Source organism: Pseudomonas sp. 29 (genome assembly GCF_002754355.1).
Lineage (GTDB): Bacteria > Pseudomonadota > Gammaproteobacteria > Pseudomonadales > Pseudomonadaceae > Aquipseudomonas > Aquipseudomonas neuropathica.
The window spans coordinates 2,136,186-2,152,905 of sequence record NZ_PEEY01000001.1; the positions used below are offsets into that span (position 1 = coordinate 2,136,186).

The 16,720-nt window shown below is 59.4% G+C and carries 16 protein-coding genes; 11 read left to right on the forward strand and 5 right to left on the reverse strand.

Going from position 1 to position 16,720, the window contains the following annotated elements:
- Positions 1 to 113: 113 nt before the first annotated feature.
- The gene (locus CLU80_RS09940; protein WP_099757299.1) at positions 114 to 2,207 is read right to left on the reverse strand and encodes a mechanosensitive ion channel family protein; all 2,094 of its coding nucleotides are present in this window, start codon (positions 2,205 to 2,207) and stop codon (positions 114 to 116) included.
- A 413-nt stretch (positions 2,208 to 2,620) separates the two neighbouring features.
- Here CLU80_RS09940 and CLU80_RS09945 point away from each other — a divergent pair, with 413 nt between their 5' ends.
- The 4 genes from CLU80_RS09945 to CLU80_RS09960 are packed head-to-tail and all read left to right on the forward strand — an operon-like array spanning position 2,621 to position 6,595.
- Positions 2,621 to 3,547, forward strand: a complete 927-nt coding sequence (locus CLU80_RS09945; protein ID WP_099757300.1) for a DUF72 domain-containing protein — start codon at positions 2,621 to 2,623, stop codon at positions 3,545 to 3,547.
- A complete protein-coding gene (locus tag CLU80_RS09950) occupies positions 3,544 to 4,341 on the forward strand; it encodes an endonuclease/exonuclease/phosphatase family protein (protein WP_095048826.1) in 798 nt (265 codons plus the stop codon). Before CLU80_RS09945 ends, CLU80_RS09950 begins: the two co-directional genes overlap by 4 nt.
- Complete coding sequence (clsB, locus tag CLU80_RS09955) at positions 4,338 to 5,612, forward strand: cardiolipin synthase ClsB (RefSeq protein WP_099757301.1); 1,275 nt, start codon at positions 4,338 to 4,340, stop codon at positions 5,610 to 5,612. Before CLU80_RS09950 ends, clsB begins: the two co-directional genes overlap by 4 nt.
- Entirely contained in the window at positions 5,609 to 6,595 is a 987-nt protein-coding gene (locus CLU80_RS09960; RefSeq protein ID WP_093434437.1) for a lysylphosphatidylglycerol synthase domain-containing protein, read from the forward strand. The genes clsB and CLU80_RS09960 overlap by 4 nt, the downstream gene beginning before the upstream one ends.
- A gap of 115 nt (positions 6,596 to 6,710) precedes the next feature.
- Here the strand turns inward: CLU80_RS09960 and CLU80_RS09965 are convergent, their stop codons facing one another.
- The 3 genes from CLU80_RS09965 to CLU80_RS09975 all read right to left on the reverse strand — a co-directional run bounded on the left by CLU80_RS09965 (position 6,711) and on the right by CLU80_RS09975 (position 9,850).
- Entirely contained in the window at positions 6,711 to 7,469 is a 759-nt protein-coding gene (locus CLU80_RS09965) for an alpha/beta hydrolase family protein (RefSeq protein WP_093434434.1), read from the reverse strand.
- Positions 7,459 to 8,568 (reverse strand): DUF3182 family protein, encoded by a 1,110-nt coding sequence (locus tag CLU80_RS09970; RefSeq protein ID WP_099757302.1) that lies wholly within the window; start codon positions 8,566 to 8,568, stop codon positions 7,459 to 7,461. The genes CLU80_RS09965 and CLU80_RS09970 overlap by 11 nt, the downstream gene beginning before the upstream one ends.
- A 280-nt stretch (positions 8,569 to 8,848) precedes the next feature.
- Positions 8,849 to 9,850, reverse strand: coding sequence for a GlxA family transcriptional regulator (locus CLU80_RS09975; protein ID WP_099757303.1), 1,002 nt, complete (start codon positions 9,848 to 9,850; stop codon positions 8,849 to 8,851).
- Positions 9,851 to 9,951: 101 nt separating this feature from the next.
- Between CLU80_RS09975 and CLU80_RS09980 the strand changes: the two genes are divergently transcribed.
- The 7 genes from CLU80_RS09980 (at position 9,952) to CLU80_RS10010 (ending at position 15,197) form a co-directional block, all read left to right on the forward strand.
- Entirely contained in the window at positions 9,952 to 10,506 is a 555-nt protein-coding gene (locus tag CLU80_RS09980; RefSeq protein WP_099757304.1) for a cysteine hydrolase family protein, read from the forward strand.
- Between the two features lie 143 nt (positions 10,507 to 10,649).
- The gene (locus CLU80_RS09985; RefSeq protein ID WP_093434422.1) at positions 10,650 to 11,318 is read left to right on the forward strand and encodes a YjfI family protein; all 669 of its coding nucleotides are present in this window, start codon (positions 10,650 to 10,652) and stop codon (positions 11,316 to 11,318) included.
- 17 nt (positions 11,319 to 11,335) lie between these two features.
- Positions 11,336 to 12,034: a PspA/IM30 family protein gene (locus tag CLU80_RS09990; RefSeq protein ID WP_016983574.1), complete on the forward strand. Its 699-nt coding sequence runs from the start codon at positions 11,336 to 11,338 to the stop codon at positions 12,032 to 12,034.
- Positions 12,035 to 12,233: 199 nt separating this feature from the next.
- On the forward strand, positions 12,234 to 12,884 hold the full coding sequence (locus tag CLU80_RS09995; protein WP_093434420.1) for a DUF2491 family protein: 651 nt from the start codon (positions 12,234 to 12,236) through the stop codon (positions 12,882 to 12,884).
- A 14-nt stretch (positions 12,885 to 12,898) separates the two neighbouring features.
- Complete coding sequence (locus tag CLU80_RS10000; protein ID WP_099757305.1) at positions 12,899 to 13,324, forward strand: DUF350 domain-containing protein; 426 nt, start codon at positions 12,899 to 12,901, stop codon at positions 13,322 to 13,324.
- 17 nt (positions 13,325 to 13,341) lie between these two features.
- Entirely contained in the window at positions 13,342 to 14,037 is a 696-nt protein-coding gene (locus tag CLU80_RS10005) for a DUF1190 domain-containing protein (RefSeq protein WP_099757306.1), read from the forward strand.
- A gap of 2 nt (positions 14,038 to 14,039) precedes the next feature.
- Positions 14,040 to 15,197, forward strand: coding sequence for a glutathionylspermidine synthase family protein (locus CLU80_RS10010; protein ID WP_099757307.1), 1,158 nt, complete (start codon positions 14,040 to 14,042; stop codon positions 15,195 to 15,197).
- A gap of 80 nt (positions 15,198 to 15,277) precedes the next feature.
- On the opposite strand, the gene CLU80_RS10015 is transcribed toward CLU80_RS10010, so the two are convergent.
- Positions 15,278 to 16,603, reverse strand: coding sequence for an acyltransferase family protein (locus CLU80_RS10015; protein WP_286079721.1), 1,326 nt, complete (start codon positions 16,601 to 16,603; stop codon positions 15,278 to 15,280).
- Positions 16,604 to 16,720 lie beyond the last annotated feature (117 nt).

The following is a 16,720-nucleotide window of genomic DNA, read 5'->3' on the forward strand; positions in this document are numbered from 1 at the left end:
GGTGTTTGGGCTGACGTCTTCGCGAGCAAGCTCGCTCCCACATTGTGACCGCATTCCCCTGTGGGAGCGAGCTTGCTCGCGAAGAGGCCGGCACTGCCCCACATAATCTTGCGTTAAGTCCGCGATTCCTGCGGCACCTCGCTCACCACCACCGCCCCTTCCTGCTGCCGCTTCGGCAACAAAACCTGCTGTGGATAAGTCTGCGCGAAATGCACCACCGGGCTGTTATCCACAAGCTTCTTCAAGCGCTGATTGAACGCCCGGCTCACCGCATACTGCCCACCGGATACCGTGCGGAACTGCGCCGTCAGCACCACGCCGTTCAAATCCATCTTGTCGACACCAAACACATCCAGCGGCCCTTGCAGGTTGTACTTGAGGAACGGGTCTTCGCGGATCGAATCGCCGGTTTCGCGAATCAGCTCGATGGCTTTATCCACATCCGTGTCGTAAGTGAACTGCACCGAGAAAAACGCAAAGGCAAACTGCCGCGATTGATTGGTCACCGCTTTGATCTGGCCGAACGGCACCGAGTGCACAAAGCCCTTGCCGTCACGCAGACGCAGGGTGCGAATGGTCAGCCCTTCGACGGTGCCGGCATGGCCCGAATCGAGCACCACCCAATCGCCAATCGACAGGGTGTCTTCAATGATGATGAACAGCCCGGTGATCACGTCCTGCACCAGTTGCTGCGAACCGAAACCGATGGCCAGACCGACCACTCCGGCACCGGCCAGCAGTGGTGCAACGTTGATCCCCAGATTGGCCATAGTGGTGATTGCGCAGATCACCACGAGGATGATTTTGATCGCGTTGCGCAGCAGCGGCAGGATGGTTTTCACTCGCGTACTCGGCTGGCGCGCCGCGCGTTTGCTGAGTGGCGGTTTCAGCGCTTCCTGAATAGCTGTGTCGAGCACCACCCACAGCAACCACGTGACCAGGAAGATCAGGCCAATGCTGCTCAGCGCGTTACTGATGGCTCGTCCAACCGTGCTGCTCTGAGCGAAATCGAGCAACGAAACGCCCCAGATCCGCCCGAGAATATCGATGAAGGCGATAGCGATGACGATCCGCAGCAAGGCATGCAAGAGGCTGAGAAAACGTTCCTTGTAGGCGCTGCTGCGCTGGATCGCTTCGGCTTTTCGTGACTTGAACAAGTGCTGCAGGATCGTGCTGAGGAATACCGTGCCGATTAACAAAACCGTGGTGAACAACGCGCAACGCAGGGCTTTCTGATTGTCCTCGCCGATGCCGATCAGATTGACCGCCGAGACCAGCACCATCAGCACGATTGGCCAGTACCACAGCCCCGAGAAAATCCGCAGCGACTCCTGCAACGACGGTTGTTTCAGGCGCTGGCTCAGCGAACGATTGCGGATCAAATGCGCCACCGGGCGGCGCAGTCGAATCACCAGCAAGCCGAAAATGATCGAGGCGATCAGCCCGGTGAACACCGCGACGCTGCTGGTAATATTGCCGCCCAGTTGTCGGGCGATCTGCGGGCTGGTCAGCGCGTCGCTGAGAGCCGCGAGGAAACCGATCAGGAACAGCGGTCGTGGACAGTAGTTGCGGATGATCAGCGCCGCCGGACGTTTATGACCGACGTTGAACATCACCACCACGCACAACAACATCGAGGTGGAAAAGATGCCGCTGCTGGTGGCGTAGGCCAGACACAGCGCCAACGCGCGTCCGACCGAAGCTTGCAGAAAATGGCTGACGTACAGCGTCAGCGGCAGGCAGATCAGCGCCGGCACGGTGTACGGCAGCAAGTAACCAATCAGATCCTGACTGCGCTGGCGGGTGTGCAACCAGCGGCCCTCGCGCAGACGCTTGGCCATCAAACTGCCGAGCACGGTCAACAACGCGAAACTGCCAAGCCAGACGCCCGACAGCGTGAGGAAGTCCCCGGCGACGCTCCAGCCCGAGCGGTTCGAGGGTTGGTTGACCAGTTTGTCGACTTCATCGGCGGCGCGATCGGCGCGCAGGCGCCAGGCGTCGACCAGGTGTTCGTTGAGATCGAGTTTGTCCTGCACATCATCGATGCTCGAACTGATCGCACCGAGCAGACCGCCCTGCACTATTGGCTCGGGTTTGGCCGGCTCTTCGGCGGCGGCCGGGATGCCCGGCAACGCGGCGGCGTCGATTTCACTGGCGCCGAGAAACAACAGTGCTCCCAGCAGAATGGCGATCCTGAACTTGCCCAAAACTCCGATCTCCCTTGGCTGAACCTGTAAGGAACTGATCGGTAATTGCACAGCAAGTTCAAGAGCACCCTCACCCCAGCCCTCCCGAAACGTCGGACCGCCCATAGGGAGAGGGAGCCGACCGAGTTGAATACAAGAATTACATCGACCTGAAAGTCCGGAGTCGAATTCAAGTTCTGGAAACCATAAAGACCAGCTCCCTTACCCCTTGTGAGGCGAACTCAAATCCTGAGAACCCTGAAGATCAGCTCCCTTCCCCCTCGCCCCCTCTGGGGGAGAGGGTTGGGGTGAGGGGGAACGCTTTTGATCTTCGCCTTGGACGTGACCGTCCGTAACACCGTCGAAACTTTCCCGAACCGCCCGCAGTCATCAAAAGACAGCGGCAACACGAGGGCTTTCAACGGGAGGGCGGCATGGCAACGATCCACATCGGTATTTCCGGCTGGCGCTACGCACCGTGGCGCGGGGACTTCTACCCCAAGGGACTGGCGCAGAAACGCGAATTGCAGTTCGCTTCGCGGGCGGTCAACAGCATCGAAATCAATGGATCGTTCTACGCCCTGCAACGGCCCGAACGCTATTCGCAGTGGTACGCCGAAACGCCGGACGACTTCGTTTTCAGCGTCAAGGCGCCGCGCTTCATCACCCACATCCGCCGCTTGCGCGAGATCGAAAAGCCTCTGGCCAATTTCTTCGCCTCGGGGGTGCTGGAGCTCAAGGAAAAGCTCGGACCGATCCTTTGGCAGTTCCCGCCGAACTTCAAATTCGAGCCTGAGCGCTTTGAACATTTCCTCGCGCTCCTGCCCCACGATACCGAAGCCGCCGCCACCCTCGCCCATCAACACGACTCCCACCTGCATGGCCACGCCAGCATGAAAGCCTGGCGCAAAAAGCCACTGCGCCATGCCGTGGAAATCCGCAACGATAGCTTCCTTGATCCCGACTTTGTGCGCTTGTTGAAACGCCACAACACCGCACTGGTGATCGCCGACACTGCCGATAAATGGCCGTACCGCGAAGACCTCACCAGCGACTTTGTCTACCTGCGCCTGCACGGCGCCGAAGAACTTTATGCCAGTGGCTACACCGCACCGGCACTCAAGCGCTGGGCCGAGCGCATCGACGCCTGGCACCACGGCGAGCAACCCAAAGATGCTCATCTGATCGCGCCACGCTTGAAGCCACGCGCACGCAAATCCCGAGAGGTATTCTGCTATTTCGATAACGACATCAAAGTCCGCGCACCGTATGACGCTCGCGAGTTGCTGCACCGTTTCGAACTGGATAAAGACCTCGCCACCACCCCCGGCGAACCCGCTGGCGAAGGAGTGTTGGCATGAGCATTCCGGAACCGGTCGGTTTTACAGACGAAGGCTCGGTAGTCGCGCCATCGGTACGCACGTTCACCGTGCTGACGGTCAATACCCACAAGGGTTTCACCGCCCTCAACCGGCGTTTCATCCTGCCGGAGTTGCGCGAAGCGGTGCGCAGCGTCGCCGCCGACGTGGTGTTTCTGCAGGAAGTCCATGGCACCCACGAACAGCACCCCAAGCGCTACAACAATTGGCCGACGATGCCGCAATACGAATTCCTCGCCGACAGCCTCTGGCCGCAGTTCGCGTATGGGCGCAACGCGGTGTACCCGGAGGGCGATCACGGCAACGCGCTGCTGTCGAAATTCCAGATCATTCGCCACGACAACCTCGACGTATCGATCAGCGGCCATGAGAACCGTGGCCTGCTGCATTGCGTGCTGCGCCTGCCCGGTGACGGCACCGAAGTGCATGCGATCTGCGTGCATCTGGGCCTGCGCGAGAGTCATCGCAACGCCCAGCTGGACTTGCTCATGCAACGCTTGGCGGAGTTGCCCGACGACGCACCAGTGATCGTCGCTGGCGATTTCAACGACTGGCGCCAGCGCGCCGATGCGCAGCTCAAACCCTGCGGCCTGCGCGAAGTATTCGCCGAGCACCAGGGCAAACCGGCGCGCAGCTTTCCCGCGCGCCTGCCAGCACTTCGGCTTGATCGTATTTACGTGCGCAACCTCAAGGCCAGCCAGCCGAAAGTCCTGGCGAACCGGCCCTGGTCGCACCTTTCCGACCACGTCCCTTTATCGGTAGAGATCGAACTATGAGCAGTGCGCCGCTGGAGAAATCCGCCGTGGAACCGATCGCCATCAACCCGCCGATACGCGAGCCCGGCCATGTTGATGTCGAGTACAGCTGGCAGGGCAACAATCGCGTTGAGTTGCTGGAGAACGGCGAGGAGTATTTCCCGCGAGTGTTCGACGCGATGCGCGCGGCGAAGAGTGAAATCCTCCTTGAGACGTTTATCGTTTTCGAAGACAAGGTCGGCGCCGAGTTGCAGGAGATTCTGATCGACGCCGCCCGGCGCGGTGTGCGCACCACCGTGAGCTTCGACGGCTTCGGTTGCGGCGAATTGAGCACCGGTTATCTCACCGCGCTGAGTGAGGCCGGCGTGCATCTGCAAATTTTCGATCCAGCACCGAAACGCCTGGGCATTCGCACCAACTGGTTCCGCCGCTTGCACCGCAAGATCGTGGTGGTCGACGGCCTGGTCGCGTTTATTGGCGGGATCAACTTTTCTGGCGATCACCTGGCCGATTTTGGCCCCGAAGCCAAGCAGGATTACTCGGTGCAAGTCCAGGGGCCGGTGGTCGCTGACATCCACCACTTTGCCCTGCTGCAAAGCGGTCGCCCCGGACGCGCACGCTTCTGGTGGCAACGCCGGCGCCAGCGCCGCGCGGAAATGGCGTTCAACGATCACGACGGTCAAGTACGCCTGGTATTCCGCGATAACGACCAGCACAACTCCGACATCGAAGACGTGTATCTGCAGGTGCTGCGCCGCGCCAAACGCCGGGTCGTGATCGCCAACGCCTACTTCTTCCCCGGTTATCGCCTGTTGCGGGAAATCCGCAATGCGGCACGCCGTGGAGTCGAGGTGCGCCTGATTCTGCAGGGGCAACCGGACATGCTGGTGGCCAAACTGGCGGCGCGCATGACCTACGACTACTTGCTCAAGGCCGGGGTGCAGATCCACGAATATTGCCAGCGCCCGCTGCACGGCAAAGTCGCGCTGGTCGATGAAGAATGGAGCACCGTCGGCTCGAGCAATCTCGATCCGCTGAGTCTGTCGCTGAACCTGGAAGCCAACGTGCTGATCCGCGACCGCGCGTTCAATCAGCATCTGTTCGAGCGTCTTGAAGACCTCAGCCAGAACCACTGCAAAGCCATGGACCCGAGCAAGTCCCCGCGTGGTCGGATCTGGCACATGACCGTGGGTTTTCTGGTGTTCCATTTCTTGCGGCATTTTCCGGCGATGGCCGGTTGGCTGCCGGCGCACAAACCACGGCTCAAGCCATTTCGAGGAAACACGCCATGAGCCATTCCGAAGCGCATTCGAGCGGTCATTCGGCACCAGCGACGCACTCGAAATGGAGTCGCTGGAAACGCCCGTTGAGCCTGCTGTTTTTCCTCGCACTGATCGTCTTGCTGACGCTGTTCGCCACGCGTATCGAATGGGCCGAAGTGCTGCAAACCCTTGCCGACTTCAAGCTGCGCACGCTGATCATCGCCGCCGGCCTGACCCTGCTGAGTTTTCTGGTCTACGCCAGTTTTGACCTGATCGGCCGCACCTACATTCGTCAGGACCTGACCTGGAAACAGATCCTGCCGGTGGGGATCATCAGCTATGCGTTCAACCTCAATCTCAGTGCCTGGGTCGGCGGCATTGCCATGCGTTATCGCCTGTATTCGCGACTGGGGGTGAGCAAAGGCAACATCGCCAAGATTCTCGGGCTGAGCCTGGCGACCAACTGGTTTGGCTACATGACCATTGCCGGCGTGGTGTTCAGCAGTGGACTGGTGCGCATGCCGCCGGGCTGGAAAGTCAGCAGTGATGCGTTGCAAGGCATTGGTGTTTTGTTATTACTGATCAGCGCCGGCTATCTCGCGGCGTGCCAGTTTTCCAAGCGTCGCGAATGGTCGATTCGCGGGGTGGAAATCAATCTGCCCTCCTTGCGCATGGCGGTGTTGCAATTGCTGCTGGGCGCGCTGAACTGGTCGCTGATGGCGGCGGTGATCTTCACGTTGCTGCCGAGCAAACTGGATTATCCGTTGGTGCTGGGTGTGTTGCTGATCAGCGCGATTGCCGGGGTCATCACCCACATTCCGGCGGGGCTTGGGGTGCTGGAGGCGGTGTTTGTGGCGCTGCTGCAACACGAGGCTTCGCGCGGCAGTCTGGTGGCGGGGTTGCTGGCGTATCGGGCGATTTATTTTCTGTTGCCGTTGTTGATTACGGTGGTGATGTATCTGGTGGTTGAGGCCAAGGCCAAGGCGCTTCGGATCGAGAAAAACCCCTCTTGAGTTAGTTTTTGAATTCGAAATCGCTATCGCGAGCAGGCTCACTCCTACAAGTGAACGCATTCCAAAATGTAGGAGTGAGCCTGCTCGCGATAGCGTTCGAAAGAACACTAAAAAATCATGCTGATTGAATAATGCTCAACCGCTCGCCCACAACCATCTCGGTAATCCAGTCCACCAGAATCGAGGTGTAGGCCTGCTGCGACACCGGTTCGCTCAACGCATGATCGGCGCCATCGATAATCCTGTGCGTCAGTGAATGGGTCTGCTGACACGCCGCGCGGTAACTCATGATCGCCGCATGGGGCACGTAATCATCGGTTTCCGACTCCACCAGCAACACATCCCCGGTGAATTGTGAACAGGCATGCAGCGCGCGGTTAGTGTCCGCGCGCACCAGCGTGCTTCGATAATCACGCAAATCCGCCTTGTCCAGATCGCGCTTGGGTGTGTGCCATTGCTCGTCGCGATACAGCGCCGGTACGCGCAGTGCCAGCCAGCGTACCGGGCGCAATGAGGTAAGGATGGCCGCCAGATACCCACCATAACTGGTGCCGACTACGGCGATAGCCGAAGTGTCGAGCGCCGGATGCGCGAGCAGACGATCGTACGCCGCGAGCAAATCACGCAGGTTATCTTCGCGAGTCACGCGGGTCAGCGGGATCCCGGTACCGCCGGTATGTCCGCGCAAGTCGAACGTCAGGCACACACACCCGAGACCGGCGATGCCTTTGGCCCGCTCCAGATCACGCTCCTGACTACCGCCCCAACCGTGGACAAACAACACGCCAGGCACTTTCGATTTGGGACTGAGAAAGGTCCCGCTCATCTGTTCATCATCAATGTCGATTTGAATGCTTTCGCTTCTAGCCGTCATAGGATTTGACCGTAACGTATTTGAGGAGAAATTCGCTGTTCTCAGCCGGGCCGCGATAGACCTCGATGGCATCCGCCGGCAACGGCTGATCGATGTAGGTTTCTACCGAAGACACACGGATCGCGCGCATCCCCGGATCGTTGACGAAGCTTTGCAACGCGGCAACTTCAGCACTGCTGGCACCGCCCATGCGCCACGATTGTTCGAGCACACCGCTGCGGTTTTTGCCGTTGCTGTCCAGACCTTGGGCGATGTCGTAGTTGCGCCGCGAAGCGTAAAAACGCGGATAGGCTTCATCCGCCGCACTGTCGAATACCTGTGCCTGCTCGATGGCCAGGCGCACATCGTCAGGCAACTCCAGCGCCAGCAGTTCCTCGTAACCACCCTGCACCACCAGCAAGTTCGAGCCACCGTAGACGTCTTCGCCGTGAGCATCCTTGGTCAAGTATTGATCACCGCAGTAACTCAGCACTTTATCGCCGATGAACGACTGACCGACGCTGTGGGTGACAACGTCGCTCAAGTCCTGCTCCAGCACCACGCCTTCGCTGAACTGCTTTGCAATGTCGGGTCGGGACAGGATTTCGTCGAAGGCATCGAGGCTCTTGATCACTTCCTGGCCTCGACCGGCGCAGGCGTGAACCGGCTTCATGCGTATCGGGCCGCTGTACAGCAGATGTTCGGCGGCGGGTCGTGCATCTTCCAAGGCAAACACGCTGAGGCCGTCGAGCACCACGTTGCGCACGCGCTCGGAAAACAATGGCGACCAGCCCTGCGGCGCGTGGGCCAGATGACTGCGCAGGCCGTGGCTGATGGCTTTGGTGCAGATGAAGTCGTGCTCGACGAAACCGCCCCACAGATCTTCCGGACCTTTGATGCCGAGTTGCTGAGCGCTGGCCGTGCCGACAATGGTTTGCGTCGGCAGTAGATACAGCTCACGACCGCGATGTTTGTCCGGATCGTACCTGCCGCCGAATTTGCATCCGAGAATCTGCGCCAGCCAGCGCGCCAAGGCTTTATTGGTTTGCACTTCGTGCTGCGGCGCGTCAGGGCGCACCGAGTGGGCAACCACGATTTTCCTGCTGGGTGTCGGGGTCATGCGTCCCCCTTCCATCGGTTCGATGACTGTGGCGGTGAGAGGTGCAGAGATCAGGCCAACGGCTGCTCCACAAAAATCCTAGCCTAATCAGAAACTTGCCAGAATCGTACTGGCACCGCGCCTGTTTCAATCTGCACGACCGCGCGCCGATCCCCGGCAAATTGCACGATCTATGGCCCGGTGGAGTTCAATGTGGGAGCGAGCCTGCTCGCGAAGGCATAGTGTCAGCGAACAACAGTTTCGCAGATCCACCGCTTTCGCGAGCAGGCTCGCTCCCACATTAGATATTCGTCGGCTTCGGGTTTGGGGACACACCAAACCGCGTCCGGTAATCACTCGGCGCCAGCCCGGTAATCTTCTTGAAGATCGCGCGAAACGCCCCCGGATCCTGATAACCCACCGTCCACGCAATGTGATCAATCGTGCCATTACTGAATTCGAGCATTTCCCGTGCCTTGCCCACCCGCAGATGCTGGCAGTACTCGGTCGGTTTCAACCCGGTTGCCGCACGGAACCGGCGCAGAAACGTGCGCTCCTCCAGGCCTGCCCGCTCGGCCATCGCCGTCAGCGAAACATCCGTCGCGCCGGTGCTTTGCAGCCAATGCTGAACCTTGAGAATCGCCGCATCGCCATGCCCGAGAATCGGCGCGAAATTACTGCCGCACTCACTGGCGCTGTCACTGTGCTCTATCACCAGAAATCGCGCGGTGCCGGTGGCAATGCTCGGCCCGAGCAACCTGTCGACCAGGCGTAATCCCAGTTCCGACCAAGCCATCAATCCGGCCGTGGTGATCAAGTCGCCGTCGTCGACAATCGGGGTATCAGCCTTGAGCTTGATCTTCGGGTAACGCTCGGCGAAGGCCTTGGCCGAGGTCCAATGGGTGGTGGCGCTGCGGCCGTCGAGCAGACCGCTTTCAGCCAACATCACCGAGCCTACGCAAACCCCGCCCAGCGTCGCACCGTGGGCATGTTGATCCCGTAACCATTGCATCAGGCTGGCCGGCGCTTGCGCCGCCGAGAACCCGCCGATCGATGGCGGAATCAGTACCGCCAGCAAAGTGCTGTCGTCACCCGCATGACTGGCGTAAGTGCGCGTTGGCGGCTGATCACCTTCGACCTGCCAGTGACTGACCCGCAGCACAGGCAACTGCGCGGCCTGATGTTCGGCGGCAATCCGGTTGGCCACCGCAAACAGATCGGTCAGACCATGCACCGCCGCCATTTGCGCGCCAGGATAGATCAGCACACCCAATTCAGCGATGGCGGCACTTTCTGCGCCCATTGTCAGTTTTCCCCTGTCTATTGTCGGTGCGGCCAATCCTCGAAGCGCTGGCCAGGGCCAATACTGAAGCCACTTCCAGCCAACACATCGAGGACACACCCATGGCCAAGCAAGCGCTCATCGTAGTCGATATCCAGAACGACTACTTCCCCCAAGGCAAGTGGCCGCTGGCCGGTGCCGACGCCGCTGCCGACAACGCCGCCCGGCTGATCGCCGCGTTCCGCGAGGCCGGCGATTCGGTAATACACATTCGCCACGAATTCACCTCAGCCGACGCGCCGTTTTTCACCCCGGGCTCGGACGGCGCCAAGCTGCATCCGAAAGTGCTCAACCGCGCCGATGAGCCGGTGGTACTCAAACACTTCGTCAACTCGTTCCGCGAAACCGAACTGCAGGCGATCCTCGACGAACAAGGCATCAAGGAACTGGTGGTGGTCGGCAGCATGAGCCACATGTGCGTTGACGGTATTACCCGTGCGGCGGCGGATCTGGGTTACGCCGTCACGGTGATTCATGACGCCTGCGCCAGCCGTGACCTGGCGTTCAATGGTCTGACGGTGCCGGCGGCACACGTCCATGCCGCGTTCATGTCGGCGCTCGGTTTCGCCTACGCCAGCGTGGTATCTACTGACGAATACCTCGCTGCCAAACATTGAGTCATTCTGCGAAAAACCTGTGCCCGCCTCGTAGCGGGCCTTTTTTCGTCTGTCATAAAAATCTCACGCGTGAGCCATTGATGGCACTTTGAATTGGTTGTAGTGTGGCTCACGCGTGAGATGTCCATAACCGAGCCATTGCCATGAAAAGCCGTTCCCCCACCGCGAAATCAGAGAGTCCCAAGGGGGAGCGCGCGAAACCGTCTGCGAAAAAACCTTCGAGTTTCTATATGAAGCAGATGCGCGCAGGCCTGGCCGCAGCGGGTTATGTGAAACACGAAACTTGGGTGCTTCCCGAAAACCGAAGCTTGCTCAAGCAAATGGAGCAACAGCTACGCCAACCGATTCTGGCTGGCTCTTTCATGTCGGAGAATTACATGAGCGCAGGCAACAACTGGACCATCGATAGCCTCTTCAACGCCCTCAAGGCCCTCGACGAGGTGGCTTCGCAAGAAATCACGCTGTCGCTGATCCAGAGCTCCGAACCCAGCATCAAGCTGGAAATGAACGAATTCGGCGGTCTGCCGATTCACATCGCCCTGGCCGGCCAGCAGATCATCGTCGACACCGTGCTGGTGGACATCGATTCGATCAGCGACGTGCGCGCCTTCAACGATGCCGTGTTGCGCAGCCGGGAAATGTTCCCGCTGTCGTCGATCGGGATCGAGTCGATGCCGAACGGGCAGACCGTTTACAACATGTTTGGCGCCCTCAGCGCCGACTCGAGCCTGACCAACGTTGTTACCGAGGTGAAAACCCTGGTCGACAACGTGCAGCGCGCGAGCGAAGCCTTCGAACACTTCTTCAAGTAATCAACAGGGAATATCCAATGACTCAGTCCATCTGGAGCAAGTTGTTCACCGCACTGCGCGGCGGCGCCAATGAAGTCGGCGAAGCGATCGCGGACCAACAGGCCCTGCGCATCCTCGATCAGGAAATCCGCGATGCCGACAGCGCGCTGTCGAACGCCCGTCGCGAACTGGTCACCATCATGGCTAAACACAAACTGGCCGCCGACCGCGTAAGCGAGTACGACGCCAAGATCAAGGATCTGGAGGCCAAAGCCGTCTCGGCGCTGAACGCTGGCCGTGAAGACCTGGCACTGGAAGTGGCCGAAGCGATTTCGACCCTGACCAACGAGCTGGATGTTGAGAAAAAGCAGAGCGACGAATTCGGTACTTACGCCGAAAACATGCGCAAAGACATCAGCAAAGCCGAGTCGCGGATCAAGAGCCTGCGCCAGCAAGTGGACATGGCCAAGGCCCGTGAAAGCGTGCAGAAAGCTCAGGTCAGCGCTTCCATCGCCAGCGGCGGCGCCAATGGCAAACTGGAAACTGCCGTCGGTACGTTGAACCGTCTGCAGGCCAAGCAGCAGCAACGTGCTGCCGAGCTGAGCGCGGCGGACGAACTGGCTGACGCCTCGACCGGCAACGATCTGGAACGCAAACTGCGCGACGCCGGCATCACGCCGAACGAAGGCAGCGCCAATGCGATTCTTGAGCGTCTGAAGCAGAAGTCCTCGCAGTAAGCATTTGCACGAAACCTGTGGGAGCGAGCCTGCTCGCGAAGACGGAGTATCAGTCGGCATATGAGTCAGCTGACATGACGCTTTCGCGAGCAGGCTCGCTCCCACATGGTTTGTGGCGTGTCGTTGATCGCTCAGCCCGGTACACTAGCCACGCTTTTTTCGCCGACGAACACCTCCACCCGCTTCAAGGAACGTACCCATGGGATGGTTTAAAGACTTGCTGGGCACCAGCAACTGGCAGACCGCTGCGCCAACACCGACCGTTGCCAGTGGCCCACTCGGCATGGCGCAAGGCAAGGCCGTCAGGTTCGATACAACCCTGGCGCTGCTGCTCGATGGCTCGACCACGGTGCGGGTGCCCTTCGATCAGGCGATCTGGAGCCATGGCTGGGTCGACCTCGGCCAGTCCAACAAACTGCACCGCTATTACATGAACGACGAGGATTTCTGGCTGCAGATCCACGTCACCGGTGACGACCAGATCGAATCGGTCACCCTGTTCAACTACCTCAGTTACGTGACCGTCAACAGTGACGCCGAACTGCAACGCCTGGCCGGCCCCAACAGCTCGATCGGTCTGCCCGCCTACAGCCACGACGGTGTCGAATACACCCGCGAGTGGGGCACCGAACAAGGCCAGACCGAACTCGTACCGATGACCGAACAAGTGGTCAATCCGGACGAGAGCTACACCATCGAACACCACTCCATGCTTTATGCGCGCGAGACCGGCCTGACCGATCGCCGCGAATTGCTGCTGTTCTCCGTCGAACAGGACGAAGAAGGCACCGTCAGCCTGAGCACCTCGCTCGGCATTTCGCTGTACACGACAGATCTGAGCACCATTTAAAAAGGAAGTTTTTCATGCTGGAAGTGCTGGCCGTTTCCCTGAACAAAACCGCGCTGGTCGGTTTCGTCGTCTACCTCATCGGCGCCGTGCTGCTGTTCATGCTGTTTCAATTTGTCTATACCCGCATCACGCCGCACAAAGAGTTCGACCTGATCCGCTCCGGCAACGTTGCCGCCGCCATCGCCCTGTCCGGCGCGATCATCGGCTTCGCGATTCCGGCCAGTAACGTGATTGCGTTTTCGGTCAACGTCCTCGACTTCGTGCTCTGGGCGGTGATTGCCGCGGTGGTGCAACTGCTGGCATTCCTCGCCACGGGCCTGGTGCTCAAAGGCACATCCCAGCGCATCGCCAACGGCGAAGTGGCTTCGGGTATCTATGTCGCTGCGGTCGCGATCAGCGTCGGCATGCTCAACGCCGCGTGCATGACACCGTCCAACTGATCGGCAGGAAGCCTTAGATGAAACGCAGCAAATACGTTCAGTTGTCCCTCGCCGCCTCGGTGGCGATGGCCATTTCCGGCCAGGCGACAGCCGCAGATCAACCACGCAGTTTCCAGAATGTGGAACAGTGCGTCGACGCCGAAGTGGCCGCTGATGTCTGCTCCAACGCTTACGTCGCCGCCCTGACCGAACATCGGCGCATTGCCCCGGCGTACGACAACAAGGCCAAGTGCGACGCGGACTTTGCCGCTGACTGGTGCCAGAAGAATTCTGACGGCCGCTTCGTGCCGAGACTCGGCGGCTTCAAAGTGCCGAAAGACGGTGAGCCGGCGCAGAATCTTGACGCCATCGCCGGCGCGCAAATGCCTGCGGGTGATGCGGCGGCTGTGCAGAGTGTGCAAAACACTTCGCACACCTCCAGTGGCGGTGGCAACGGTTGGCTGACCGGCTGGCTGATCGGCAACGCGATGAGCAACAACGCCGAACGCACGGTTTACCGCGATCGCGAAACGCGCCAGCCGTACAACACCTCGACGCAGTACCGCAGAGCCGAAACCACGACGCGCAGCCAAACGGATTACGAAAGCAGCAAAAGCAAACCGGTCAACGTGGCTTCTTCGACCTCACGCGGCGGCTTCGGCAGCCAGTCCAGTGCCCGTAGCGGCTGGGGTGGTTGGGGCAGCAGTTCTGGTTCTGGTCGTTCGAGCAGCTGACGATGAAGAAGATCCTCTGCGCCGAGCGCCCCGACTGGAAACAGACCGCCGAGAGCCTCGGTTTCATGTTTCACACCATCGACGATGAGCCGTACTGGGACGAAAGCGCGTACTACCAGTTCACGCTCGCGCAAATCGAAAACGATCTTGAGGACCCGACCACCGAACTGCACGAGATGTGCATGGATCTGGTCGACCGTGTAGTTAACAGCGAAGAGTTGCTAGATCGCCTGAGCATCCCGGCGGCGTACTACGACATGATCCGCACGTCCTGGCGGGAAGGTCATCCGCATCTGTATGGACGCATGGACTTTTCCTACAGCGGCAACGGCCCGGCGAAGCTGCTGGAGCTCAACTACGACACGCCGACCAGTCTTTATGAAGCGGCGGCGTTCCAGTGGGGCTGGCTGGAACAATGCATCGAGCGCGGCACGCTGCCGCGTCATGCCGACCAGTTCAACAGCATCGACACCCATCTGCATCAGGCCTTCGCCGAATTACAACTGAAGCGGCCGTTCTACTTTGCCTCGATGAAAGACTCGGTCGAGGACAAGGGCACAACGGATTATCTGCGGCTGATCGCCGAGAAAGTCGGCATCGAGTCGCGGCACATCGATATCGAAGACATCGGTTTGACGGCTGAAGGGCGCTTCGTCGACCTGGAAGATCGCTGGATCCCGCACCTGTTCAAACTGCATGCCTGGGAATTCATCTTCCACGAGCCCTTCGGCGCGGCGATTGCCGAGTGCGATACGCAGTTTTTCGAACCGGCGTGGAAGGCGATTCTGTCGAACAAGGGTGCACTGCCATTACTGTGGGAACTGCACAAAGGGCATCCGAATCTGCTGGCGGCGCATCTCGACCCTAACCCGGCCAGCGCCGTGCCCAAGGGCTGGGTACGCAAGCCGTATTTTTCTCGGGAAGGCGCCAACATTGAGCTGCAAACGACGGATGGTCTGATCGTCAAAGAGGACGGACCCTACACGGATGCGCCATTTATCCTGCAGGAGTTTGCGCCGTTGCCGAAGTTTGGCGACAGCTACACGCTGATCGGTTCGTGGGTAGTTGGCGATCAGGCCGCAGGGATTGGGGTGCGGGAAGACAACAGTTTGATCACCAAGGATTCGAGCCGGTTTCTGCCACACCTGATCCTCGACTGACTTGCGCGGCAGAGGTCTGCCCGACACTAAAAAACCCCGCAGCGTTTGCGCGCTGCGGGTTTTTTCGTTGCTGTGCCGGGTCAGGCAATATCCACCGAGCGGGCAGGCTTTTCCACAGATGGTTTTTCTCTGGCCGTTTCGGTCGCGCTAACGCCGGCCATTCTGCGCCGGGCAATCTCTGCGCCACGGCGCCGCAACGGCGTTTCGACAAAGCGGAAATTGAGTTCACTGCATACGACCATGATCACCAGCGAGGTCAGCAGCAGCTCAACCGTGAAGGCAGCCCCCAGCTCCATGTCTCTGCTGGCGGCAACGCGCGTCCAGATCTCGGTGCTCAGATGGTAGGCAAAGATGTGCACCACGTATAACGCGTAAGAGCGCGAACCGAGCCACTGGAAAAGACCATTGAGCAGCGCCGGGCAGTAGATGTAGCCCTTCTGATAACTGGCGAGCCAGACAATGATCAACGCCGTGATCGCGATCAGACCGACGGCAATCGGCGCCATGATCATCTGACCGGCGATGGCGCCCATCATGTACAAAAGGAACAACGTGACGGCCAAACGCTTGAACCTGCTGCCGCCAAGCCCGACAGGCTCAATATCCTTGTATAACGAGGTGCGGGTAAACAGGCAAAGCAGAATCCCCCACATCATCGCGTCCAGGCGGAACGAGAAAAGCATCGGCGCGGGAGGGGCTGCGAAAGTATCGCGATTGAACGGAAATTGCGCCGCAATCAGCAAAATCAGAATCAGCACGCGCCAGCGGGTCGACGTCACCAGCAACAGAAACAACGGAAAGATGAAGTAGAACTGCTCCTCCAGCGCCAGGCTCCAATACACGGAGTTCGGCCCCAGCAACACACCGTACTGATTCGCCAGGTTGCCGGAAAACGTCGCCACCGCGGTGAAACTGCGCAAGTTTTCATACCAGGACTGGAACGCATTCGACTGGTTGAAAAAGATCGAGAACGCCAGCGGTATCAACACCCACAGCCAGGCTGTCGGCAACAGACGGTAAGCCCGCCGGATCCAGAAAGACGTTGCCGCAAGGCCAAAGCGGTTCTGCTCGCGGTTCTTATCGAAGTAATCGAGATAGGCCTTGCTGACGACGAAACCGGAGATACAGAAGAACAGATCAACGCCGGTCCATGGCGCATACACATTGAACACCTTCAACAGGTACAGACCGAAGAACGGCAGCAACTGAGGGAGATGGGCAAAGATGGTCATGAGAATGGCCACCCCTCGCAGAAACTCAATTTCCTTGTTTTTAGTGCTGCTCATCGGTTTCTCTTGTTTTTGTGAATGAACAGGCACTGATCGTCGCGCAAACTGTTCTGGAGAAGATCGGCCGGTACTCCAGCCGCCGGCGCCGATCATGGAATGGCTTGCGATGGCGTTCAAGAGCCTTCGGCAAACTTTACCGACTCACGTGGAGACGCGAAGATTGGTTTTATGTTTCGCCAAAACGACAAAGCCCCCGCAATGCGGGGGCTTTGAACCTAAACCAGATGTCGGCTC

Bases quoted from the DNA above. Each gene is read 5' to 3' on its own strand.
- CLU80_RS09980 (WP_099757304.1), top strand. From the start codon at position 9,952: ATGGCCAAGCAAGCGCTCATCGTAGTCGATATCCAGAACGACTACTTC.
- CLU80_RS09970 (WP_099757302.1), bottom strand. From the start codon at position 8,568: ATGACCCCGACACCCAGCAGGAAAATCGTGGTTGCCCACTCGGTGCGC.
- CLU80_RS10010 (WP_099757307.1), top strand. From the start codon at position 14,040: ATGAAGAAGATCCTCTGCGCCGAGCGCCCCGACTGGAAACAGACCGCC.
- CLU80_RS09975 (WP_099757303.1), bottom strand. From the start codon at position 9,850: ATGGGCGCAGAAAGTGCCGCCATCGCTGAATTGGGTGTGCTGATCTAT.
- CLU80_RS09985 (WP_093434422.1), top strand. From the start codon at position 10,650: ATGAAAAGCCGTTCCCCCACCGCGAAATCAGAGAGTCCCAAGGGGGAG.
- CLU80_RS09965 (WP_093434434.1), bottom strand. From the start codon at position 7,469: ATGACGGCTAGAAGCGAAAGCATTCAAATCGACATTGATGATGAACAG.
- CLU80_RS09960 (WP_093434437.1), top strand. From the start codon at position 5,609: ATGAGCCATTCCGAAGCGCATTCGAGCGGTCATTCGGCACCAGCGACG.
- CLU80_RS09995 (WP_093434420.1), top strand. From the start codon at position 12,234: ATGGGATGGTTTAAAGACTTGCTGGGCACCAGCAACTGGCAGACCGCT.
- clsB (WP_099757301.1), top strand. From the start codon at position 4,338: ATGAGCAGTGCGCCGCTGGAGAAATCCGCCGTGGAACCGATCGCCATC.
- CLU80_RS10000 (WP_099757305.1), top strand. From the start codon at position 12,899: ATGCTGGAAGTGCTGGCCGTTTCCCTGAACAAAACCGCGCTGGTCGGT.
- CLU80_RS10005 (WP_099757306.1), top strand. From the start codon at position 13,342: ATGAAACGCAGCAAATACGTTCAGTTGTCCCTCGCCGCCTCGGTGGCG.
- CLU80_RS09950 (WP_095048826.1), top strand. From the start codon at position 3,544: ATGAGCATTCCGGAACCGGTCGGTTTTACAGACGAAGGCTCGGTAGTC.
- CLU80_RS09990 (WP_016983574.1), top strand. From the start codon at position 11,336: ATGACTCAGTCCATCTGGAGCAAGTTGTTCACCGCACTGCGCGGCGGC.
- CLU80_RS09945 (WP_099757300.1), top strand. From the start codon at position 2,621: ATGGCAACGATCCACATCGGTATTTCCGGCTGGCGCTACGCACCGTGG.